Source organism: Flavobacterium sp. TC780, assembly GCF_056783245.1.
Window position 1 is genome coordinate 22,048 of record NZ_JBXBAV010000086.1, and the last position, 21,365, is coordinate 43,412.

Consider the following 21,365-nt stretch of genomic DNA (forward strand, 5'->3'; position numbering starts at 1 on the left):
TTTTTTTGTTTCAAGTTTCAAGTTTTGCTAAACGTAAAACCTATTTTTCAACTCGGCTCAGGATAACGTTCGTTTTGTCAGGCTGAGCGGAGTCGAAGCCTTTATTAGGGAAACCAGAAGCCCTTTTCTACTTTAGGCTTTTTTCCATTTTATAATTAATAAGTTCTACTCCTAATCTAATGTTTCGTTGCTCGGTTTTTACTATAAATCCTTTTTTTTCAAAGAATGGTTTTGCGGTAATACTTATATCAGATGTTATTACTTTTGAATGCTGATTTTTTGCTTCAAGCTCTAATTCAGTTAAGATTTTATTAGCTATTCCTTGTCGCTGAAACTCTTTATGAATATAAAAGAAGTCAATATAATTCCCATCTTTCAAAGTTCCAAAACCAACAATTTTGTCTTCTATAGTTGCCAGTAAAACAAATTGTGTATTGATTACGTCAATCCAGCGTTCTGTATTTTTAGCTCCCGAAATCCAAACATCAATTTGGGCTGAATTATAATCGTTTTTACAAACATGTTGGATCGTTTCGATATATAATTTCTGCATTTCTTTTAGGTCAGAAATAGTAGCTTTTCTTAAGTTCATTGTCTTTGCAATTGTATGATAAAGAGATCTAATTTATAGTAAAATGTACTTTGTTTTATTTTGATTTCCTTCAATTTTAAAAATCTTAAGTTCCACTCCTTTTTTTAAATCTCGACTTGCTGTAGCAGATGATATTTCTTTAAAAACATTCATGTAATCTTTTCTCGTAAATTCACGAATTCCTAACATCGAAAAGTAATCTAGACGGTCTGTATCTCTTATTGTTCTATTGTTATAGTTCAATAAATTTTCCAGTGATGTATTTATAACTTCAAGCATATACTCAATAAAATGAGTTGATTTTCCAGTGTTATCACATGTAGCAAGTGAGTTGTAATATTCCTTTTGGGTTTGGTTAATTAAAGTTTCAAAAGGCAAAAACTCAAAAATAGGATATTCATTCATTAAAATCAAGGTTTGCCATAATCTTCCCATTCTGCCATTCCCATCCAAAAACGGATGAATGAATTCCATTTCATAATGAAAAACACAACTTTTAATTAGAGTTAATTCATCCTTATCTTTTAAATAATCAAATAAATCGTTCATTAAATGTGGGACATTCTTATGTGGTGGCGCAACATGGGTAACTTTTGTTCCTTTTACTATTCCGACACCTTGTTGTCGGTATTTTCCAAAATCAGGAATTAAACCTTTCATCAATGCAGAATGTGCATCTAAAAAACTTTTAGGTGATGTTGGTTTATACTGATTTAATTTTTTATATACTTTAATAGCATTAAGAGCTTCCAGAACATCTTTTTCAGGCCCTATAACACGTTTGTTTTCTATTAAAGCTGTAATTTGTTCTTCTGTCAAAGTATTTCCTTCGATTTGTAAAGAAGAATGAATTGTCTTTATTCTGTTTTGTTTTCTTAATTGGGGTGATTGCTTGTCTAAATTGACAGCGTTTAGTGCTCCAATTTTTTCAGAAATAGAACTGATAAGCTTTAAGATAATTGGAGTAACATCATATGGAGGCTTCATGATAGTATCATTTGATACTATCAAAAGTACTGTTTTTTAATCTAATGAGCCGTAGTTTGCGAAAAAACATTAATTACAATAACACCAATTAGTATCAAGGCTAATCCAATAATGGCAGGTAAATCAGGAATTTGTTTAAAAAAAACGGCGCCAATAATAGTAATCAAAACAATACCTACTCCAGACCAAATTGCATAAGCGATTCCTATTGGAATAGTTCTAATGGCAAAACTCAGAAAATAAAATGCTCCAAAATACCCTACAATCGTAATAATACTTGGAATTAATTTAGTGAATTCTTCAGATTTTTTTAGTGCAGAGGTTGCGATGATTTCAAATACTATAGCAATGGCTAAGAATAAAAAGTTTTTCATATTCACGTTTTTACAAAGTTAATCTTTGTATTTAAGCGAGAAGAAGAATTGTTTTATTTTTTATTCAGTTACAAACACATTGATATCATCAATTACATCTTGAATTCTTCCGCAAATAGTATCGTCGTGTTTTTTGCTTTCAAATGCTTTTAGAACTTTTTCTTTATCTATAACTCTATGTATTCTGGCAATATGACCAATACAAGTGACAGCCAATCCTTTTATATCAGTATTTTCATTTTCGAGTAATTCGATACATAAATCCTGTACCCATTCCCAATTTTGATTATGAAATGTTATTTCTAATAATGTATCTATAACTAGAGTTGAATCTTTAGATTTTAATTTCTTTTCGATTTCATCACTCTCATGTTGAATTCCGTTTGCATCAATTCGGCAACACCATTTTGAAAATTCAAATAAACCAGAATGATTTCTCTCTACGATTCCACTTGCAATTAAGTTATCTTTAAGACCATTTGGTTGTTCATCATCCATATAAATGTCAATTAACATTCCTTCACTCAATTTAACTTCAATACCATCAGAATTTAATTTTGTATCTTTTTGAGATAATAAAACCAAATCAAAATCAATCATTTCATTAAAGTCAACATAGATTCTTGATTTTTTGATAACCTCCTGATAGTTTCTTCTTGTGGTCATTCTTATTTAGTTTTAAAATCTAATTCTTTAATTTTATTCTCAAGTGTTCGTTTTGTTAATAAATAATCTTTTGGTATAATATTATTTCTATTAGTATTCAGCTCTTTAAGTTGTTTATGAAGATCAATTAGCTGTTTCTCATCTTCAGTAAGCTCTATTTCAGGATAAAGAATATCTAGTTCCTCTTCAATATTAATTGTTTTGCTAAGCACTTCATTTAATGTCTTTCCAATAATAATAGAACTTTCGTATTCCAAAACACCTGCGCTTACAGCTACAAGATTAATGTTTGTGGGATTTCTAAAGTCGTAGGCGTAAAATATTCCACCACCGTTAAAAGCAATGGGCATAAAGAGAGGTGTATATTGATCAAATTGATAATCAAGATAAAAATCACTTATTTCGTATAAAGAGAAATAGCCAAATTCTCTATCTCCATTAATTATTCCGCCTCCATTAGAGTACTGTAATAATTCTTGTAATTCTGTTGGTAAGAAAAATTCAACTGGAAGTTTTTTATTCCAGATTTGTTCTGGGTTTGTTTCTGTAAATCCTTTTTGTTTATAAAAAAAAGTATAGTTGTCGTACCACATAGTTTTAAGATTTATTAATTTCATTTAAATCTATTTTTACAAGAAGTTCTCCTGAATCTTGGTCTATATAATGATACGGAATATTAGGTCCCAAGCCACGAAAAGGTCCATCTTTGTGATTTAAAATAGCCGAAAATCTTCCACAACATTCGAGTGTTATATAACTAAAATTAGAATCGCAACTATTAACCTGAACATTAATCCATTGTGGGACTTTACCATTTCGCCATAAATAATCAATTACAGTTGATTCAGTAGCAGGATTAATAGAACTGGTTTCGTCGATTTTATCATCAGGATAAACTTCTTCATCAGTGGTTAATTCATTTCCATCATAGGAACAATTGGTTTTTATTATAAATTTATACTCAGTTGGTAATTCGTTTGTCACCATTTCTTGAGTAAATTCAATAAGACCATCAAGGGCTTTCTCTAGATTGATTTTAAAATCTTCTTTTGTCATAATTCATTTTGTGATTTAGTACAAAAACTATTTAAGCTCTCCTTTTCGTATTGTCACACTTATTAATTTATAACCATTTTCAGTTCTTAAAAACTCAAAATGATCTTGAGTCATGTCTTTTTTATCTCGATGCGAAATGACAATGTTTTTTATTGGATAAATCCATTCTTTTGCTTGATTACAATTGTCAAAATAATGTTCGTATTTTGTGCCATCATAGATAAATTGATTTAAACTTTCATTAAAAATAGTATAATCACAGTTAGCTGATTTAAGTTCTAGTAGTTTGCTTTTTATTAGTTTATAATTACGATCTATAAATATTGTATTCGTTTCACTAATCCAACCGTTTGGTTCTTTCCAATAAAAGATTTCTTCATAGGAATTTTTGACTAAATTGTCTTTGGATAAATCGGTGAGCAAGTTGTTTTTCAGGAAAGACTTAAATTCTTTGTCGTAATTTATAAACGAATAGTATTGCCCATCCACTCCTAATAAATTTTCTCTTATTGGATCTTTACTGGGCTCTTTTGATTTCTGCAGAGAATAAAAATTCAGTTCATCATTATATACAAAATCTTCAATTAAAACAGTATTGTTAGTGTTAATGAGATATTGTTTGCCACCAGCCCAGCCAAAATGATTGCAGTCACCTCCATGAGTGTCATTAATCTTTTTGGCATCTTTCAGTACAATGGCCATTCCGTTTTGTACTCTTGTTAAACTGCTATATTCGGCAGGAATTATAATTTCGCCATTACGATTAAAGATTCCCATTTTGTCCGTTTTAGGATCTCTAAAACGGATGAAACCTTCATTTTCGCAATCAGAGCCATTGTCAAAAACATATAAACTATCGCGGCCAATTATTTTGCCAGATTTAGTTAGGTAATAACTTTTCCAATTATTATTAGCCTCTTCAGTAACTGCAATAATGTCATCAAATTTATTAGCAGAAGTAAATCCCATAAACTTTGGTTCTATTTTTATAGCGCCAGTTTTATCTTTAAATCCAATAAGAGTAGTGTCTTTGTTTGGGAAAGAAACCCAAGTGCCTTTGTCTTGCGCAAATAACGTACAGTTGATAAAAAGGAATATATAGAATAGAATATATTTCATAGTTACTTATCTATTGAAAGTTGTATTCGTAGTTTATTTCTTTTAAATCTTCTTCTAGTAATTCCCAGTCTTCAATATCGTCAACAATAGATAAAACCATTTCTTTTGTTAGTGTTTTACCTTGGTAAATTTCGGTTACAGTTTTTAAAGGAATCCCAGTTTCTTTATAAGATTCATCAAAGTACTCACTTGCCCAATTGATGTATGTTTGCGGATTGCCATCAAAAATAGCGAGTAAGTCTTCCGAATTATCGTTGAAATCTTTAATTTCTCCAACTTCCCAATTTTTGGTTTCATTTGTCCATAAACAAAATGTTGTGCCGTTTGTGGCAACTGGTTCATCAAAAATAAATTGATTGTAAATTTCAGGTAGATTCTTAGTCAAATCACTTTTTTGATTATACTGAAATTCGTGTGCAAAACCACTAATTACACAATGATTTTCAAGAAATAGAATGTCCATTAAATCACCAGCTCCATCTCTCATACCAAAGTATTCTTCATCTTCTGCCCATTTAGAGTTGTATAAATAATAACGATATTCCCATTCTTGACAAATAATTGCATCTAGAACAGCAATTGCTTTGCAGATATTTTGTAATGATTTTTTATTGGGTAGTAATCCAAAATCTTTTGTAGAAATCATATTCTTAAATTAAATTTTATCAGTTTTAAATTGAATTTCTTTAGCTTCGTCATAACAATCGGAGCATAGTATTTTAAAATCGGCTAGGGTTTCAAATGCTTCATTCCATTCTTCTCCATTATCGAGTAGCCATTGTTCGCATGAACCGCACCAAGCAATTTGCGGGAGATCTTCTTCTGCTTCTGAGTAAAAGAAACCTACTTTTTCTTTTTGGTCTATTGCCATTGCAAGATGAATACAGGTAAAAGACATATCTTTTGATCCATGCTGTTCACACATAACTTTTTCAATCATATTCTAATCGTAATTAATCTAGTCGGATTTATTTACATTATAAGTGGCTGAGGTTTTAAAATAGTCAAGTTCATTATGTTGAGATCATCAACTAATTCCGGATTTAATTTTAAAGCATTTTTTATCCTATATAATGTTTCATAGCTAATATATAAATATAATCTAGGAATTACCTCTTGTAATTGTGTTAAAAACAAAACCCGATAGGTTTTTAAAATTTATCGGGTTTGAGATATTATTAATAATCTTCTTCTCTTTTAAACTTAGCTTCTTCCATTGCTATTTCAAGGTCTGCTACTTTTTTAGATCTTGATTCTATCAAAATTTTGACTTTGTTTAGTTCATTCTGAACTTTAACTATTTGCTCCTTGGTTCTTTCTATGTTTTTTTTATAATCAGAATCATTAGTATTCTTCAAGGCATTTTCAAGATTTAGTAATTTTTCTTGTTTTGTTTTTAAATCATCTTTTTTTTCCTGTGCTTCATTTTCTAGTTTTTTCAGTTTTCGCTCTTCTTTTATTAATTTGGCTTCAGCATTTTCTATGCGATTTCTAGAAAGAGGTTTGAAGAGAGGTATTTTTGGAAGTTCTATATAAGAATTTTGTTGTTGTAGTTTTTGTTCTGCTTGATTTCTTGCTTCATTTAGCATTTTAGTTTTTTCTGTATCTGTTATAAAATGATGGGTTTGTGCATTTACAAAAAGAGGTAAAGAAATTATAATCAATGTAATAAGTAGCGTTCTCATAATTTGGTTTTGGATTTCAAAAATATACTTAAATTCCAAAAGATATGTAGAATATTTAATCAATTTTTATGTTCGTTTGCGTTTGCGTGAGGGATAGGAGCAAGCTACCAAAGTAGCGCGGATAGCCCGACAGTATTAAATAAAAGAGCCAATGAACGTAATCCTCATCGGCTCTTTTATTTAATGATGGCACGCCCAAATATTTTAGATTTCTGTCCTGATAGCTATCGGGATTAGATGTAGAAAAAGATATCCGATTTTATGATATTCTTTTAAGGATTGAATGAGAAGCCAACACTAAAAAACAATCTCACTTTGTCGATATTATTTATCCAGGAAGTATCAAAATGGATTGGGCCTAAAATGGATTGATAGGAAATAGAGGCTCCTCCAGATATTACAAGGCTAGGGTCGAAGCCATCATCCCAATTTCCTTTTGGGCTAAATGCCTTGTTAATGTATTTATCAAAAGATTCAAATCCAACAGTCGCGATATTAAAATGGGGAGTTAGATAGATTTTTCCCATAAGATTTATTTGAGAAGCAATTTTTAAGCCCATATATTGTGAAACATTGAGTTCGTCTTCATGTAGGCCGGGAAATGAAAAACGATTACTACCAGAGCTTGGAATATTTCCTCCTAAGAAATATTTTGAAGCATAACCATAATCCGAAAATGAGATTCGATTGTCTTTTAGTTTATCCTCAAAAATAAAATAAGAATCAAGCGCAATGATTCCTGTAATTTTCTTTTTCAAGAGGAATCTTTTTTCAAAGCTGAAACCAAATTTTGTATAGCCATTGGTTGCACCAGATGTGCTTGTTTGATCAGGATCGTTAAAGGAAATGTAGGCATCTGTTAACAATGACCGGGTTACATTTGCTTTTATAATTGTTCCATTTTCAGCAAAAAAAACTTTATCCATATCATTGTAGGAATAGTGCATGTTTAATTCTATACTGTTTAAGGAGTAATCTGTGATGCCGACTGAATTAATGTCGTATTTTGGTTTTAAATTGGCGTATTGATAGTGCAAACCATAACCAAAATAGCTTTTAAGAGAATTTAAATTTCTGTTGATTTCATTATTAAATTCAAGAGAATTATAAAGTACATTATCTGAAGCTTTGCCATCAAAATAAATTTCTTGTCTTAAAAAGGCTCCATAAAGTTCAGATGACCACCACCAATCTCGGTTTTTTCCAAAATTTTTCTGAAAATTAATTCGTGCTTTTGGTTGCTCAGCAATATCGACTGTTACAAGAAGACGAGATGCTCTGGCAAGAACATTTCTGGCGGTGTAATTAAAAATGATCCCAACGCCTCGGTAAGTGTCATAATGTACCGATGTGTTTAGTTGGTTTTTGGCACGTTCATGACCAAATATTGTAACTCCTAGTTTGTTGCCATCTTTGATGAAATAGCTGTACGTAATCTCATCAAAAAGATTGGTACCCATTGCTCTGTTAATGCCTGCTATTAAATCTTTGTTAGTATATTTTACATTAGTTTTGAGATTTATTCTTCCTAATACCAGAGCAAGGTTTTCTGGACTGATTTTTTTGTAAACAATAGTGTCAAGAATGAATTCTGCAGGTATGTTTGGTAATTCGTGAGTTCGTTGTGTGTATCCTTTTAATTTTTCGGATAATGCAATTAGAGCTGGAAGGTTTTCTGCTGTTGCAATTTTACCATCTTTATAGATTTCTTCGCTAACAGAAAAATCTGCAGTAGAAAAACGTAAGTTTGGTAGGTGATCTACTAAGATATTGCAGAGCTTTCGGTTTGCTGGGTTCTTAATATTACTCGGAAACATACTGGTTTGAGTCAATATAGTTATAAGATTGTTCAGTTTGTCTATCGGTTCCAATCCGCCTCCTACATCACTACCAATAATAATGTCAGCCCCCATTTGTTTGGCGACATCTGTTGGGAAATTATTTAATACTCCTCCGTCGACTAATACCGTTTTTCCATATGGCATAGGCTTGAAAATACCTGGTAATGACATGCTCGCTCTCATTGCATACGCTAAATTGCCTTTGCTTAGAATAACCTCTTTTCCTTCGGACAAATCGGTAGCCATGGCTCTAAAGGGTATGGGTAGGCTGTCAAAATCTTTAATATTATAGACAGGATAGGTTAATTCTGAGAGATATTCTCTTAAATTTTGATCATTTAAAAGTGAGCCAACGCTATTTAGTTTTTTATCTTTAACTCCTATGCCCACTAAATATCTCTGGAATTCTCTTTTTTCCTCTACGCTTGCAGATCTCAACGACTGGCCTCCGCCAAATAATTTATCCCAATTAATATTTCGGGTTAATTTTTCGATACTATCACCAGAATATCCCATCGAATACAAACCTCCAATAATACTTCCCATACTATTTCCAACAATAAGATCGGGAACGATGTGTAAAGAATCTAGTTTTTGTAAAAGCGGAATGTGTGCAATCCCTTTTGCACCACCACCACTTAAAACTAAAACGACTTTAGGTTTCTTTTCCTGAGAAAAAATAATTTGTGGGAGAGTAAGTAAAAATAAGAAGACGAATAAAAAAGATGTTTTTTTCAAGAGTACAACGTTTATGTATTTGAGAAATTGGGACTTATTCTATAAAGGTATAATTTTTTTGGAAGAAATTTTTTTGTGCATAAAAATAAACGATTTACTTATTTTAAGAATAAGGTATAAAGTAAAAACCCTCGCATTACTGCAAGGGTTTCAAATATGTAATAGATAAATCTAAAATTTACTAGTATCTGTAGTATTCTGGTTTAAATGGACCTTCAACTGGAACACCAATATAAGCAGCTTGATCGTCACGTAAAGTTTCCAATTCAACTCCTAATTTAGCTAAGTGTAAAGCAGCAACTTTTTCATCTAAATGTTTAGGTAACATATAAACGTCATTGTTATAAGCAGCGCTGTTATTCCATAATTCCATTTGAGCTAAAGTTTGGTTTGTAAATGAGTTACTCATTACAAAACTTGGGTGACCTGTAGCACAACCAAGATTAACTAAACGGCCTTCAGCAAGAATGATGATATCTTTTCCAGCGATAGTATATTTGTCAACCTGAGGTTTAATTTCGATTTTTGATGCACCGTGGTTTTTGTTCAACCAAGCCATATCAATTTCGTTATCAAAGTGTCCGATGTTACAAACAACAGTTTTGTCTTTCATTTGTTCGAAGTGCTCACCAAGAACGATATCTTTATTTCCTGTAGTAGTAATGATGATATCAGCATTAGCAATTACAGTATTTAATTTTTTAACTTCATAACCGTCCATTGCAGCCTGTAAAGCACAAATTGGGTCAATTTCAGTAACAGTTACAATAGATCCAGCACCTCTAAAAGAAGCAGCAGTTCCTTTTCCAACATCACCGTATCCACAAACGATAACTCTTTTTCCAGCAAGCATTAAATCCGTTGCACGACGCACAGCATCAACAGCAGATTCTTTACAACCGTATTTGTTATCAAATTTAGATTTAGTAACCGAGTCGTTAATGTTGATTGCAGGCATTGGTAAAGTTCCCGCTTTTACTCTTTCGTAAAGTCTGTGAACACCAGTTGTAGTTTCTTCAGATAAACCTTTGATTCCAGGAACCAATTCTGGGAAACGGTCAATAACCATATTAGTTAAATCTCCACCATCATCAAGAATCATGTTCAATGGTTTTCTATCTTCACCAAAGAATAAAGTTTGCTCAATACACCAGTCAAATGATTGCTCATCAAGACCTTTCCAAGCATAAACTTGAATTCCAGCAGCAGCAATAGCAGCAGCAGCTTGATCTTGAGTAGAGAAAATGTTACAAGAAGACCAAGTAACCTCAGCACCAAGAGCAATTAAAGTTTCGATTAAAACTGCAGTTTGGATAGTCATATGCAAACATCCTGCAATACGAGCACCTTTAAGAGGTTGCTCATTTTTATATTCAGCACGAAGCGCCATTAAACCTGGCATCTCAGCTTCAGCTAGTTCAATTTCTTTTCTTCCCCAAGCCGCTAGAGAAATGTCTTTTACTTTGAAAGCCACAAAAGGCGTAGTTGTAGTACTCATTTATAGTATATTTGTAATTACTTTGTCCGTTCGCCTTCTAGGCTCGGGCGTAAAATTTTTGCAAATTTACGTAATAACTTTATAATTTAACTAATTTCTAAAAGATTTGTGAAATGTTTAATTGCTTAATCTTTTGAATATTAGCTAAATTATTTTTATTCGAAGCTATTTCCTGCTGTTCACTATATCTATTGCGGCGAACCCCGCCACAATAGGATGCCGTTGCCATCAGGGCTGGAAAAAAGTACTAACATTAATAGTAACAATAAGAAAAGTATATTTTTTAACCCGTTGGGTATAATTCGTAAAAATGATATTTAACACATAGAGACATAGATTTAGAATTCATAATCAAAGGAAATTCAAGAAAAATGTTTTTTTTCGCATAGTCATATGTGATTTATTTTAAGTGAAACACCTTTTTTAGGCTTTGTTAAACGATGTCTCTATGTGTTGAGATAATTACACCCAATAGCTATATTTTAGTGTTTTTAATAACATACTCGATTAATAATTAACAACTCATAATTCGTAATTAAAAAAGATGCCTTTACATCAAACAATACAATTTAATCCCACAACACAAATTTTAGTTTGGAAGATAACCGAAGCTTTCGAAGAGTTGCTTGATAAAGTAGTTTTAAAAGAAAAAACGCAACTGAGGTTAAACGGAATGAAATCTCAAATGCATCAGCGTGCTTTTTTAAGTGTACGTATGCTGATTCAGGAAATGGGATTTACAGATCATGATTTACATTACGACGAATTTGGAAAGCCGTATTTAAGTTGTCATAATTATATCTCAATCACACATTCACATAATTTTGCAGCAATCATAATCAGTGAAGAAACGGTAGGAATCGACATGGAATTACAACGTGAAAAAATCCTCCGAATTGCCGATAAATTTGTCGATAAAGAATTTGAATATTTAAAATCAGATATATTAGAAGAATACATAAAAAAACTCACGGTGATTTGGGGAGCAAAAGAAGCCATCTTTAAAATCCGAAACGAAAAAGGAATCAGTTTTAAAGACCACATTCGCGTAAATTCTTTCTCTTTAAAAGAAAATAAAACCCAAGCCAGTCTCCATTTTGATGATTTAACAAAAGACTTTAATGTGTATTACGAAGAAATTGAAGATTTTATTTTAGTGTATGCGTTTGAGAAATAGTTTTTGTGGCAGTTTTCAGTTTTAGTAAAAACAGTCGCAGTTTTTAGACACAATACTAAACTTGAAACAAAAAAAACGGTAACAATTTTTAGTCACAATATTAAACTTGAAACTTGAAACAAAAAATAACAGTAACAATTTTTAGTCACAATGCTAAACTTGAAACAAAAATTAATAGTTACGACTTTAATAAAGCCTTAGTGTCCCTTCGTGCTTTCTTTGAGAAACATAGCGTAATAACCCACGTAGAATCCTAGAGTGATAATTGGCTAAGTTTTCGGACGATTTTCAAACATACTTAAATAAAGAAAGGTACTCATTTTTCGAGCTCTTCGTTTAAGAGTGTCTATATGTTCTCCTTCAAAAAGTTCGTCCAGTGTCTCAAACCAAATATTTAGCCAAATCCCAAATTCATGAGATGAAATCTGATGGTTAAAATAAGCATCAACTTTATTATGAGCTTCAATGGGATTTCCTTTGTATTTTTTGATAGCAAATAAGTTCATTTCCCAAAAATCGATCAGTTTTTCCAGATGCTCATCCCAATCCTTAATCATATCATTGAAATAAGAGCCAATTTCAGTATTGGCTCTTATTTTTGTATAGAAAGTATTTACTAGAAGTGAAATGTCTTCTCTATTTTCTATTTGTTTTTTCATAACTAGATGTTATTTATAATAATAAACAAGATACTAAAAAAGACACTTGTTATGATTAGGTTAAAAACCGTTTTATGGCTCATTTGTGCTAAAATAGAAGTATTTGCAATAATATTTGCAAATACAATTACACCAAGTTGGATCATTTGTGTTAGGGAGGTTCCATTAGCAAGGATAAACATTGCTGCAGCAGCGCCAAGACAGCTTTGTCCAATTATTGCCATAGTTGCAGAACCGATGTAGCTTTTATTAAAATTTTTGAATGTTGAGTTATAAAGTGTCATGATATATAATTTTATAATAACAAAATTACATTCATCACACTATTCGTATTTATGACTCAAATCATAAAGGAATAATTAGCGATACACTTTTCTATTTATGATTTTTAATTCACCTTTTTTCTCCAGTGATTTTATAGCACGTATAACGGTTTCAACTCGAAGTCCAGATAAATCTCCAATTTGTTGCCTAGTAAAATTGATGAGGTAGCCATTAGTATCTTTCTTAAAATTAAAATTGGCAATCGCATAATCTATCAATCGCAATACACGATGTTCTGGCTCATGAGTAGATATTTCAGCAGCCATTACTGATTTGTAATACAATCGTTGCGCTAAGTTTTGGATGATTTTGATGCTTATTGCAGGATTCTCATTCAATAATCTCATGAAACTTTCCTTAGGTACACAAAGAATTTCGGCATCTTCTACAACAACAGCACTAGCAGGATAATTTTGATTTAAGAATAAAGGAGGTTCGCCAAACGATTGATCTTTGTAGAAGATCCCTTGAATGAATTCTCGACCATCATCATTATAATTGTTCATTTTTACTTCACCCGAAAGAATTTGATAATAATGCGTAGGCAATTTTCCTTCTTTAAAAATAGAAGTTGCTTTTGTATAAGATTTTTGTGTTGCACCATATTTCTCAAGCAATTCGATATTAATCATAAATTTGTTTCTCTCTTTAGTGAAAGCGAATACACAAATATAATTGATTCAAAATAGTTCTCTTGCATTAAAAAACTTTTACTTTTACACTCGTTATGGAACAAAAAGTACAAGACATATACAAACAAATACGATTAGCCAAAGTCGAGAATCGAAAATTATTAGCGATTCTTTTTGGATCCAGATAAAATAAATTGGCAAAATCTTGATAATTTGTTACTAAAAATAAACCAATCTCCAGCTACACATATTTTCGTAGGAGGGAGTTTAGTTGAAAGTACCATTTTAGAAGATTTAGTTTTTCAATTAAAATTAAAAACGAACTTGCCAATTATAATTTTCCCAGGTGATCCATCGCAAATTTCAGGTCAAGCTGATGCAATTTTATTTTTGTCGTTGTTATCAGGTCGAAATCCAGATTATTTAATAGAGTATCAGGTTCAGGCAGCTCCGATTTTAAAAAAAATGAATTTGGAAATTATTCCAACAGGCTACCTTTTAATCGAGAGCGGAAACGAAACAGCAGTTGCGAGAGTAAGTAAGACTAAGCCATTAGATAGAACAAATCTTGATTTAGCACTAGCAACAGCACAAGCAGGAGAAATGTTAGGGAATAAATTAATTTATTTAGAAGCAGGAAGTGGAGCAAAACAGTCCGTTCCGTTAGAAATGATACAGTTGATTTCTCAAAATGTACATATTCCTATAATTGTTGGAGGTGGAATTGTAGCTTTGTCACAAATTCAAAAAGCTTATGAAGTGGGAGCTGATGTAGTTGTCATAGGGACAGCTTTTGAAAATAATATTCATTTTTTTGAATCATAAGTAAGGTATTATAAATGAAAGTAAACAAACTCAATGATTGATTTTTTTCTTAATGCGTATAAAAATGTTCCACTTTGGCATATAGGACTCGAGTTTCTTGTTTTTGTGTTTGGGATTTTAAGTGTTTGGTTTGCTAAAAAAGAGAATATCTGGGTATATCCTACAGGATTAATTGCTACAATTATTTCTGTTTATTTGCTTTATATTGCAGGCTATTTAGGAGATATGATGATTAATGGGTATTTCTCGATTATGAGTGTTTATGGCTGGTATAATTGGTCAAAAGGAACTGGTCAGGAAGATAATTTGCCTATTACGCGTACAAATAATAAAGAAAAGTTAATAGGAGTTGTCTTGTTTTGTATTACGATTTTTGTAGTTTTCGGAATCTATAAATTTTTTGATTACGAGTTACATAAAGATAACTATGTCGATATTTTAGCCTCAGGTATATTCTTTACTGGAATGTGGTATATGGCAAAGAAAAAGATAGAGAATTGGACACTTTGGATTATTGGCGACATTATTGTAGTGCCTTTGTATGCATATCGTGGGTTAGGAATGTTATCGTTCCAATATTTAATTTTTACAATTTTGGCTATTTCAGCTTATTTAGAATGGAAGAAAATCTTAAACAACAAGATACAAGAATATTAAAATTTGCTTTGTTTGGTCCAGAAAGTACCGGTAAAACAACTTTAGCTCAGCAACTTGCTTCGTATTATGAAACAGAGTGGGTGCCTGAATTTGCACGTGATTATCTTCAGGAAAAATGGGAAGAAAATCAGCATATTTGTGTAGTAGAAGATATGATGCCAATTGCTTATGGGCAAACCAAATTAGAAAACGATAAGTTAGCTTTAGCAAAAAAGTTTTTATTTTGTGATACTAATCTTATGGTAACCAAGGTGTTCTCGGAGATGTATTACGATTATTGTAATCCATTGTTAAACGAAGCAGCATTAGAGCACGAATATGATTTATTTTTTCTTACTGATATCGATGTGCCTTGGGAAAAAGACGATATAAGAGATAGTCCTAATGAAAGAGAATCAGTTTTTTCGGTTTTTAAAAATACATTAATAGAAACTAATAAAGCTTATATAACTCTTTCAGGAAATAAAAAATCACGTTTGGCAAAAGCGGTAGAAATCATCAATAATTTAGTACTTGCTAAAGAATTAGGGTTTTCTTCGGCAGATTTTGTACAAATCTATGAGCACGGAATTTGCTTTGAAAAGATAAAGGAACAATTACAGGTTTTTAAAAATGGAATTAATAAAAGCCGTCTAATAAGTCCAGCAACAGTTTCGAATGGAATTTTAAGTCTGTCAGAAGTAGAATTTGAAACAAAAGCTATTTTATTCGATGTTAATAAATCAAATTTAAAATTAAAAAAATTCGTTCCAGCATCAGGGGCAGCGAGTAGAATGTTTAAGTTTTTGAGTGCTTTCTTAAAAGATTTTAATATTGAAAAAGAAAGTATTAATGCTTATATCAATAGAAAAAAAGAAAGTCAATTGTCTCTTTTTATTATAGGGATGGATAAGTTTCCTTTCTTTGAAAGTGTGGATAAAAAATTAAAAGAAGTATACTCGGATTTTGATTCTCTAAGTATAGATTATAAAAATTATTATTTTATAAAAATGCTATTGGCTTCGGATTATTTTGACTTTGCAAATAAGCCAAAAGCAGTTTTACCATTTCATCAATATAAAACACATATTGCAAATCCCATAGAAGAGCATTTGCACGAATGTGCTCATTATGTTAGCTCAAATTCTGTATCAAATTTACATTTTACAGTCTCAGAAATACATCAGAGTCAATTTGAAGAATGTGTTGATGCAGTTAAAGAAAAATTAGAGGAAGAGTCAGGAACAAAAATAAATATTAGTTATTCTTATCAAAATAAAAGTACAGATTCAATTACTGTCGATTTAGAAAATAAACCAGTTAGAACTGAAGATGGAAAATTGATTTTTAGACCAGGAGGGCATGGTGCCTTAATTGAAAATTTAAATAATCTTGATGCAGATATTATTTTTATTAAGAATATAGATAATGTAATTCAGAATCATATACAGAAAATTTCTCTGTATAAAAAAGGATTAGCAGGCATATTAATAGAATTACAGAATAAGATTTTTGGTTACTTGAAGGAAATCGAAAATCAGAAAATTACAGAAGATAAGATCGCTGAGGCTACGCTATTTTTAAAGGAAAATCTTAATTTAGAAATAGATTTTGAAAATCTAACTTTAGAGAGTAAAATAGATAAAATAAAAGAAGCATTAGATAGACCAATTCGCGTATGTGGAATGGTTAAGAATGAAGGAGAACCGGGAGGAGGACCATTTTGGGTTCAGGATGAAGAAGGAGTAGTATCGCTTCAAATTGTTGAAACATCACAAGTGGATTTAACAGATAAAAATCAAATTGCAATTTTAGCTAATGCAACTCATTTTAATCCAGTTGATTTGGTTTGTGGAACGAAAAATTATAAAAACGAAAAATTTGATTTAAAGCAATTCGTTAATAAAAAATCAGGTTTTATTGTAGAGAAAAGTATAGGAACGAATACTGTAAAAGGATATGAATTACCAGGGTTATGGAACGGAGCAATGGCAAATTGGCTAACCGTTTTTGTGGCAGTTCCAATAATTACTTTTAACCCTGTAAAAACAGTGAATGACTTACTAAAACCAGCACACCAACCACAATAATGGAAATAGAAAAAATTGTTACAGAACTATCTTATAAGGCTGTTCGTAGTAGTGGTGCGGGTGGTCAGAATGTGAATAAAGTATCCTCAAAGGTGGTTTTGACTTTTGATTTGAGAAATTCACAAGCTTTATCAGACGAAGAAAAAACACTTTTAGAAATAAAACTGGCGACAAGACTGACATTAGATGTGATTTTAATTTTAACCTGCGATGAGGATAGAAGTCAATTAAAAAATAAAAGTATTGTAACAAAACGGTTTTTAGAATTGATTAAAAATGCATTAATAATTCAGAAACCTCGAAAAGCTACAAAGATTCCTAAATCTGTAATTCGTAAGCGAATTAAGGATAAAAAAAATGTTTCAGAGATTAAGCAATCCCGAAAAAAACCAAATTTAGATTAGTGTTTTTTTTATTTTAATTAATTTAAAAAATCAAATAGACAAACAGTCAAAATATCTAAAAATCTTTTCTACTTTTGCGACGTCTCAAAGGGGTGCTCTAAATAACGAGCTGAGATCATACCCAAAGAACCTGAGCAAGTAATGTTGCTAAGGGAAAAAATGACAATTGTTGGCGTACATGCTATATTTTGTCATGGAACAATCATTTATTAATTTAACAAAAGAATAATTCCCCCTTTTATTCGTAATTTTTTTACGGATGAAAACTATTTTTCAAAAAGGTACTTTTATAGGTACAAAGGTACAAAGGCACAAAGGTTTAAAGTTGAACCGAAAATTTATTTCCTTTCTTCTGTTTTCTTTCTTCTATTCTCTATTCTCTTTCGCACAAGTACAAGATACTACCAAAGTCAATAAGCTTGATGATGTGTTGGTTTCTGCGGTTCGTGTTACTACAAAAACACCTGTTTCTTTTAGTAATATGGATAAAAAAGAAATCAAATTCAGAAATTTAGGTCAAGATATTCCAATTTTAATGAATTATTTGCCCTCAGTAGTTACTACTTCTGATGCAGGAAATGGTATGGGATATACCGGAATTAGAGTGCGTGGTAGCGATGCAACGAGAGTTAATGTTACGATCAATGGGATTCCGTATAATGATTCCGAAAGCCAAGGTACATTTTGGGTCAATATGCCCGATTTTGCTTCTTCTGTAGAGAGTTTGCAATTACAGCGGGGCGTTGGGACTTCTACAAATGGTTCAGGAGCCTTTGGAGCTAGCTTAAATATGCTGACTGACAATTACGCTTCAAAAGGAAATGGTGAAATCTCAAATTCTTTTGGTAGTTTCAATTCTCATAAACATAATGTAAAGTTTAGCACTGGTCTATTAAATGATCATTTTGAAATCGCAGGACGTTTGTCTGTAATAAAATCGGATGGTTATGTGGATAGAGCAAGTTCAGATCTAAAATCCTATTTTCTACAAGGAACTTATGTAGGTAAAAAGACTTTAATTAAAGCATTGGTATTTGGAGGAAATCAAAGAACATATCAATCTTGGAACGGAATTGATGCTGAAAAACTAAATACAGATAGAACTTACAATTCTGCGGGAAAGTATAAAGATGCACTAGGAAATACTCGCTTTTATGATAATGAAACTGATAATTACAAGCAAGACCATTACCAGTTGCATTGGAATGAATCTATTTCTGATAAATGGAGTACTAATTTAGCATTTCATTATACAAAAGGATTAGGCTATTATGAGAATTATAAATACGATACGCCTGTTGAAGGTTATGGAGGAATTGAGCCTACTAAAATGGTTGAAAATGATAAAGGAGAATTAGTTCCAGGAACAGATTTAATTCGTCAGAAATGGTTAGATAATGATTTTTACGGAACCACTTTTTCGGCAAAATATAAAGAGGAGAAGTTAGATATTATTTTGGGTGGAGGCTGGAATAAGTACGAAGGGGATCATTTCGGAAAAGTAATCTGGGCACGAAATATGGGAAAGGTTGAGTTAGGAGATCATTATTATGACGATTATTCCGCTAAGACTGATGGAAATATTTTTGCGAAAGCCAATTATCAAGTTACAGAAAAATTAAGTTTTTACGGAGATTTACAATACAGACGAGTTACTTATAAAGCCAACAGTCATGAAACGGGTGTAGTAGATGATACTTTTAATTTCTTTAATCCCAAAGCGGGCTTGAACTATGAACTCAATGAAAATAGCACTTTGTATTTTTCGTATGCAAGAGCTAACCGAGAGCCAAATAGAACCGATTACGAAGGAGGAAATGTCAAGCCAGAGAAATTAAATGATTTTGAATTAGGTTGGAGATTCAATTCAGAGAAATTCCAATTGAGTTCGAATGTTTATTATATGGCATACAAAGATCAATTGATTCTAACAGGAAGATTAGATGATGTTGGTGCGCCAATACGCTCTAATACTGATAAAAGTTACCGTTTAGGATTGGAGGTTGATGCGACGATTAAATTGTCTGAAAAAATCTTACTTCGACCAAACTTTACATTAAGCAGTAATAAAAATGTTGATTTAGCTGTTGAGGGACAAAATTATGGAACAACAGATATTGCTTATTCTCCATCTGTAATTGCAGGGAATATTATTGTTTATAGCCCGATTAAGAGTTTGCATGTTTCATTATTGCAGAAATTTGTTGGAGAACAATACATGAACAATATAGAATTGCGAGAAGCTAAACTAGCCGATTATTTTGTAAACGATTTTAATGTTTCTTATGAAATTAAGCCTAAATCAATATTTAAATCAATAACAATTACTGGTTTAGTAAATAATATTCTAGATAAAAAATATGTTTCAAACGGAGCGATGTGGGATATTTATCCATCTTATTATCCACAAGCAGGAATTAATTTCTTAGCAGGCTTAACACTTAAGTTTTAAGCCAATTTAGTTTTATATTTAAAAAGCCTGAAAAATTTCTTTTTTAGGCTTTTAAATTTTAGTTATAGATACGTAATATATTTCCAGCCGCATCAATGCGATATTGTTTCATGGGATACTCTTTATCACCTAATCCTGTGTATAGATTATAAGAGCTTTTATCACAGGAACAAACAGCCATTATGCCATCAATAGTCATGGCTTTACAAGATGATATGGACTGATTTGGACAAGCGGCATCAAAAACATTGTAGGTTCCTTCACCTGTTTTCATTATTATTAATCCTTTTGCACCATAGTTCGGAATGAATACAGGATTGCTAATAAATTTCAGATTACTATACAAAGGTAAGTTTGTATCTACAGTAAGGTTTACTGAATAATTTGGAATGTTAGGATTCTTACTTCTTTCGCGACTATTGCTGCAAGATAGGAGTAAGAAAATAAGCATGGGTAAAAGCCAGATTTTTTTCATTATTGTAAAAAGAATTAGTGTAACAAAAATAATTTAATTAGATTTGAAATCTATATGATTAACATATAATTATGTACTATTAAAAATAATAGTATCTTTGTAATAAGAAATCCCGTCCCGATGGGATTTTTTCTATTTATATAAACCATGAAGTTATGAGTAAAGTATCTTATTATACAGCAGAAGGATTAAAAAAGTTAAAAGATGAATTGGAGCACTTAAAAAGTGTAATGCGTCCGAAGGCATCTCAAGATATAGCCGAAGCAAGAGATAAAGGTGATTTATCTGAAAACGCAGAATATGATGCAGCCAAAGAAGCTCAAGGCTTGCTTGAAATGCGAATTTCTAAATTGGAAGAAGTGTATTCGAACGCTAGATTAATTGATGAGTCCCAATTAGATGTTTCTAAAGCATTGGTGCTTTCTAATGTGAAAATTAAAAACCAAAGCAACGGTATGGAAATGACCTATACTCTTGTTGCTGAAAGCGAAGCAGATTTAAAAACAGGAAAAATATCAGTAACTTCTCCAATAGGGAAAGGATTGCTTGGTAAATCAGTTGGTGAAATTGCCGAAATCACCGTTCCTAATGGTGTTTTGAAATTTGAAATACTAGAAATCACAAGAGACTAAATTTTTTTTAAAGTTTAACCGTTAATTTGTTTAATCGGTTAAACGGAAAAACGATTAAACAAATAAACAATGTCAACAATATTTACCAAAATAGTAAACGGAGAAATTCCAAGTTATAAAATTACTGAAGACGCTAATTTCTTGGCATTTTTAGATGTAAATCCAAATGCCAAAGGACATACGCTATGTATTCCGAAACAAGAAATTGATAAGATTTTTGACATGGATGATGAACTATATCTTGGCTTAATGCAATTTTCTAAAAAAGTTGCAATTGCTTTAGAAAAAACGGTTCCATGTAAGAGAGTAGGAATGGCGGTAGTAGGACTTGAAGTTCCACATGCGCATGTACATTTAATCCCGCTTAACGAAATGGATGAAATGCGTTTCCATAATAAAGTATCACTTACTAAAGAAGAGTTTGAGGATTTAGCCAAGAGTATTCAGGCAAATTTATAATCTAAAAATAGCAAGTTTTAAATAAAATAAAACCACAAATTCAA

General features: G+C 31.5%; 23 protein-coding genes and 1 pseudogene. 8 read left to right on the top strand and 16 right to left on the bottom strand.

All coding sequences use genetic code 11. The features are described from left to right. Nucleotides 1-127: 127 nt before the first annotated feature. The 12 genes from AC1RYN_RS08450 to ahcY form a co-directional block, all read right to left on the bottom strand. Nucleotides 128-592, bottom strand: a complete 465-nt coding sequence (locus AC1RYN_RS08450) for a GNAT family N-acetyltransferase (RefSeq protein ID WP_481806617.1) — start codon at nucleotides 590-592, stop codon at nucleotides 128-130. A 33-nt stretch (nucleotides 593-625) separates the two neighbouring features. Continuing rightward, nucleotides 626-1,579 (bottom strand): Fic family protein, encoded by a 954-nt coding sequence (locus tag AC1RYN_RS08455; RefSeq protein ID WP_481806660.1) that lies wholly within the window; start codon nucleotides 1,577-1,579, stop codon nucleotides 626-628. 41 nt (nucleotides 1,580-1,620) lie between these two features. Then, nucleotides 1,621-1,953: a DMT family transporter gene (locus AC1RYN_RS08460; protein ID WP_481806618.1), complete on the bottom strand. Its 333-nt coding sequence runs from the start codon at nucleotides 1,951-1,953 to the stop codon at nucleotides 1,621-1,623. A gap of 60 nt (nucleotides 1,954-2,013) precedes the next feature. Then, a complete protein-coding gene (locus AC1RYN_RS08465; RefSeq protein WP_481806619.1) occupies nucleotides 2,014-2,619 on the bottom strand; it encodes a hypothetical protein in 606 nt (201 codons plus the stop codon). A 2-nt stretch (nucleotides 2,620-2,621) separates the two neighbouring features. Beyond that, nucleotides 2,622-3,236 carry an SMI1/KNR4 family protein gene (locus AC1RYN_RS08470; protein ID WP_481806620.1) on the bottom strand — a complete coding sequence of 205 codons (615 nt, stop codon included), beginning with the start codon at nucleotides 3,234-3,236 and terminating at the stop codon, nucleotides 2,622-2,624. Then, nucleotides 3,217-3,675, bottom strand: coding sequence for a hypothetical protein (locus AC1RYN_RS08475; RefSeq protein WP_481806621.1), 459 nt, complete (start codon nucleotides 3,673-3,675; stop codon nucleotides 3,217-3,219). Before AC1RYN_RS08475 ends, AC1RYN_RS08470 begins: the two co-directional genes overlap by 20 nt. 27 nt (nucleotides 3,676-3,702) lie before the next feature. Further along, nucleotides 3,703-4,794, bottom strand: a complete 1,092-nt coding sequence (locus tag AC1RYN_RS08480) for a WG repeat-containing protein (RefSeq protein WP_481806622.1) — start codon at nucleotides 4,792-4,794, stop codon at nucleotides 3,703-3,705. Nucleotides 4,795-4,804: 10 nt separating this feature from the next. Then, nucleotides 4,805-5,440: a hypothetical protein gene (locus AC1RYN_RS08485; RefSeq protein ID WP_481806623.1), complete on the bottom strand. Its 636-nt coding sequence runs from the start codon at nucleotides 5,438-5,440 to the stop codon at nucleotides 4,805-4,807. A gap of 9 nt (nucleotides 5,441-5,449) precedes the next feature. Then, a complete protein-coding gene (locus AC1RYN_RS08490) occupies nucleotides 5,450-5,734 on the bottom strand; it encodes a hypothetical protein (protein WP_481806624.1) in 285 nt (94 codons plus the stop codon). Nucleotides 5,735-5,972: 238 nt separating this feature from the next. Next, nucleotides 5,973-6,383, bottom strand: coding sequence for a hypothetical protein (locus tag AC1RYN_RS08495; protein ID WP_481806625.1), 411 nt, complete (start codon nucleotides 6,381-6,383; stop codon nucleotides 5,973-5,975). Nucleotides 6,384-6,751: 368 nt separating this feature from the next. Then, on the bottom strand, nucleotides 6,752-9,058 hold the full coding sequence (locus tag AC1RYN_RS08500; RefSeq protein ID WP_481806626.1) for a patatin-like phospholipase family protein: 2,307 nt from the start codon (nucleotides 9,056-9,058) through the stop codon (nucleotides 6,752-6,754). A gap of 181 nt (nucleotides 9,059-9,239) precedes the next feature. Beyond that, nucleotides 9,240-10,556 carry an adenosylhomocysteinase gene (gene ahcY / locus AC1RYN_RS08505; RefSeq protein ID WP_129540764.1) on the bottom strand — a complete coding sequence of 439 codons (1,317 nt, stop codon included), beginning with the start codon at nucleotides 10,554-10,556 and terminating at the stop codon, nucleotides 9,240-9,242. 544 nt (nucleotides 10,557-11,100) lie between these two features. Between ahcY and AC1RYN_RS08510 the strand changes: the two genes are divergently transcribed. After that, on the top strand, nucleotides 11,101-11,733 hold the full coding sequence (locus tag AC1RYN_RS08510) for a 4'-phosphopantetheinyl transferase family protein (RefSeq protein ID WP_481806627.1): 633 nt from the start codon (nucleotides 11,101-11,103) through the stop codon (nucleotides 11,731-11,733). Between the two features lie 269 nt (nucleotides 11,734-12,002). Here AC1RYN_RS08510 and AC1RYN_RS08515 read toward each other — a convergent pair whose 3' ends face one another. From AC1RYN_RS08515 to AC1RYN_RS08525, 3 genes are all read right to left on the bottom strand, one after another. Continuing rightward, nucleotides 12,003-12,392, bottom strand: a complete 390-nt coding sequence (locus AC1RYN_RS08515) for a group III truncated hemoglobin (protein ID WP_481806628.1) — start codon at nucleotides 12,390-12,392, stop codon at nucleotides 12,003-12,005. A gap of 2 nt (nucleotides 12,393-12,394) precedes the next feature. After that, the gene (locus AC1RYN_RS08520) at nucleotides 12,395-12,676 is read right to left on the bottom strand and encodes a hypothetical protein (protein WP_481806629.1); all 282 of its coding nucleotides are present in this window, start codon (nucleotides 12,674-12,676) and stop codon (nucleotides 12,395-12,397) included. Between the two features lie 75 nt (nucleotides 12,677-12,751). Continuing rightward, nucleotides 12,752-13,348: a Crp/Fnr family transcriptional regulator gene (locus tag AC1RYN_RS08525; RefSeq protein ID WP_481806630.1), complete on the bottom strand. Its 597-nt coding sequence runs from the start codon at nucleotides 13,346-13,348 to the stop codon at nucleotides 12,752-12,754. A 95-nt stretch (nucleotides 13,349-13,443) separates the two neighbouring features. Here AC1RYN_RS08525 and AC1RYN_RS08530 point away from each other — a divergent pair. The 5 genes and pseudogenes from AC1RYN_RS08530 (at nucleotide 13,444) to AC1RYN_RS08550 (ending at nucleotide 19,755) form a co-directional block, all read left to right on the top strand. Beyond that, nucleotides 13,444-14,173 (top strand): annotated as a pseudogene (locus AC1RYN_RS08530) (phosphoglycerol geranylgeranyltransferase). A 33-nt stretch (nucleotides 14,174-14,206) separates the two neighbouring features. Then, nucleotides 14,207-14,830, top strand: a complete 624-nt coding sequence (gene pnuC / locus AC1RYN_RS08535; protein ID WP_481806631.1) for a nicotinamide riboside transporter PnuC — start codon at nucleotides 14,207-14,209, stop codon at nucleotides 14,828-14,830. After that, nucleotides 14,791-16,899 carry a DUF4301 family protein gene (locus tag AC1RYN_RS08540; RefSeq protein ID WP_481806632.1) on the top strand — a complete coding sequence of 703 codons (2,109 nt, stop codon included), beginning with the start codon at nucleotides 14,791-14,793 and terminating at the stop codon, nucleotides 16,897-16,899. Before pnuC ends, AC1RYN_RS08540 begins: the two co-directional genes overlap by 40 nt. Then, complete coding sequence (arfB, locus tag AC1RYN_RS08545) at nucleotides 16,899-17,303, top strand: alternative ribosome rescue aminoacyl-tRNA hydrolase ArfB (RefSeq protein WP_481806633.1); 405 nt, start codon at nucleotides 16,899-16,901, stop codon at nucleotides 17,301-17,303. The genes AC1RYN_RS08540 and arfB overlap by 1 nt, the downstream gene beginning before the upstream one ends. Before the next feature lie 259 nt (nucleotides 17,304-17,562). Next, the gene (locus AC1RYN_RS08550; RefSeq protein WP_481806634.1) at nucleotides 17,563-19,755 is read left to right on the top strand and encodes a TonB-dependent receptor; all 2,193 of its coding nucleotides are present in this window, start codon (nucleotides 17,563-17,565) and stop codon (nucleotides 19,753-19,755) included. A 58-nt stretch (nucleotides 19,756-19,813) separates the two neighbouring features. Here the strand turns inward: AC1RYN_RS08550 and AC1RYN_RS08555 are convergent, their stop codons facing one another. Beyond that, nucleotides 19,814-20,230 carry a Rieske (2Fe-2S) protein gene (locus AC1RYN_RS08555; RefSeq protein ID WP_481806635.1) on the bottom strand — a complete coding sequence of 139 codons (417 nt, stop codon included), beginning with the start codon at nucleotides 20,228-20,230 and terminating at the stop codon, nucleotides 19,814-19,816. A 155-nt stretch (nucleotides 20,231-20,385) separates the two neighbouring features. Here AC1RYN_RS08555 and greA point away from each other — a divergent pair, with 155 nt between their 5' ends. Both greA and AC1RYN_RS08565 read left to right on the top strand, forming a co-directional pair. Further along, the gene (gene greA / locus AC1RYN_RS08560) at nucleotides 20,386-20,862 is read left to right on the top strand and encodes a transcription elongation factor GreA (RefSeq protein ID WP_481806636.1); all 477 of its coding nucleotides are present in this window, start codon (nucleotides 20,386-20,388) and stop codon (nucleotides 20,860-20,862) included. A gap of 69 nt (nucleotides 20,863-20,931) precedes the next feature. Continuing rightward, nucleotides 20,932-21,321: an HIT family protein gene (locus AC1RYN_RS08565; RefSeq protein ID WP_481806637.1), complete on the top strand. Its 390-nt coding sequence runs from the start codon at nucleotides 20,932-20,934 to the stop codon at nucleotides 21,319-21,321. Nucleotides 21,322-21,365 lie beyond the last annotated feature (44 nt).

Coding starts and splice junctions, on each gene's coding strand:
- ahcY (WP_129540764.1), bottom strand. CDS start 10,556: ATGAGTACTACAACTACGCCTTTTGTGGCTTTCAAAGTAAAAGACATT.
- AC1RYN_RS08550 (WP_481806634.1), top strand. CDS start 17,563: ATGAAAACTATTTTTCAAAAAGGTACTTTTATAGGTACAAAGGTACAA.
- AC1RYN_RS08480 (WP_481806622.1), bottom strand. CDS start 4,794: ATGAAATATATTCTATTCTATATATTCCTTTTTATCAACTGTACGTTA.
- AC1RYN_RS08455 (WP_481806660.1), bottom strand. CDS start 1,579: ATGAAGCCTCCATATGATGTTACTCCAATTATCTTAAAGCTTATCAGT.
- AC1RYN_RS08475 (WP_481806621.1), bottom strand. CDS start 3,675: ATGACAAAAGAAGATTTTAAAATCAATCTAGAGAAAGCCCTTGATGGT.
- AC1RYN_RS08555 (WP_481806635.1), bottom strand. CDS start 20,230: ATGAAAAAAATCTGGCTTTTACCCATGCTTATTTTCTTACTCCTATCT.
- AC1RYN_RS08460 (WP_481806618.1), bottom strand. CDS start 1,953: ATGAAAAACTTTTTATTCTTAGCCATTGCTATAGTATTTGAAATCATC.
- AC1RYN_RS08520 (WP_481806629.1), bottom strand. CDS start 12,676: ATGACACTTTATAACTCAACATTCAAAAATTTTAATAAAAGCTACATC.
- AC1RYN_RS08510 (WP_481806627.1), top strand. CDS start 11,101: ATGCCTTTACATCAAACAATACAATTTAATCCCACAACACAAATTTTA.
- AC1RYN_RS08465 (WP_481806619.1), bottom strand. CDS start 2,619: ATGACCACAAGAAGAAACTATCAGGAGGTTATCAAAAAATCAAGAATC.
- AC1RYN_RS08515 (WP_481806628.1), bottom strand. CDS start 12,392: ATGAAAAAACAAATAGAAAATAGAGAAGACATTTCACTTCTAGTAAAT.
- arfB (WP_481806633.1), top strand. CDS start 16,899: ATGGAAATAGAAAAAATTGTTACAGAACTATCTTATAAGGCTGTTCGT.
- AC1RYN_RS08490 (WP_481806624.1), bottom strand. CDS start 5,734: ATGATTGAAAAAGTTATGTGTGAACAGCATGGATCAAAAGATATGTCT.
- pnuC (WP_481806631.1), top strand. CDS start 14,207: ATGATTGATTTTTTTCTTAATGCGTATAAAAATGTTCCACTTTGGCAT.
- greA (WP_481806636.1), top strand. CDS start 20,386: ATGAGTAAAGTATCTTATTATACAGCAGAAGGATTAAAAAAGTTAAAA.
- AC1RYN_RS08565 (WP_481806637.1), top strand. CDS start 20,932: ATGTCAACAATATTTACCAAAATAGTAAACGGAGAAATTCCAAGTTAT.
- AC1RYN_RS08525 (WP_481806630.1), bottom strand. CDS start 13,348: ATGATTAATATCGAATTGCTTGAGAAATATGGTGCAACACAAAAATCT.
- AC1RYN_RS08540 (WP_481806632.1), top strand. CDS start 14,791: ATGGAAGAAAATCTTAAACAACAAGATACAAGAATATTAAAATTTGCT.
- AC1RYN_RS08485 (WP_481806623.1), bottom strand. CDS start 5,440: ATGATTTCTACAAAAGATTTTGGATTACTACCCAATAAAAAATCATTA.
- AC1RYN_RS08450 (WP_481806617.1), bottom strand. CDS start 592: ATGAACTTAAGAAAAGCTACTATTTCTGACCTAAAAGAAATGCAGAAA.
- AC1RYN_RS08470 (WP_481806620.1), bottom strand. CDS start 3,236: ATGAAATTAATAAATCTTAAAACTATGTGGTACGACAACTATACTTTT.
- AC1RYN_RS08495 (WP_481806625.1), bottom strand. CDS start 6,383: ATGCTAAATGAAGCAAGAAATCAAGCAGAACAAAAACTACAACAACAA.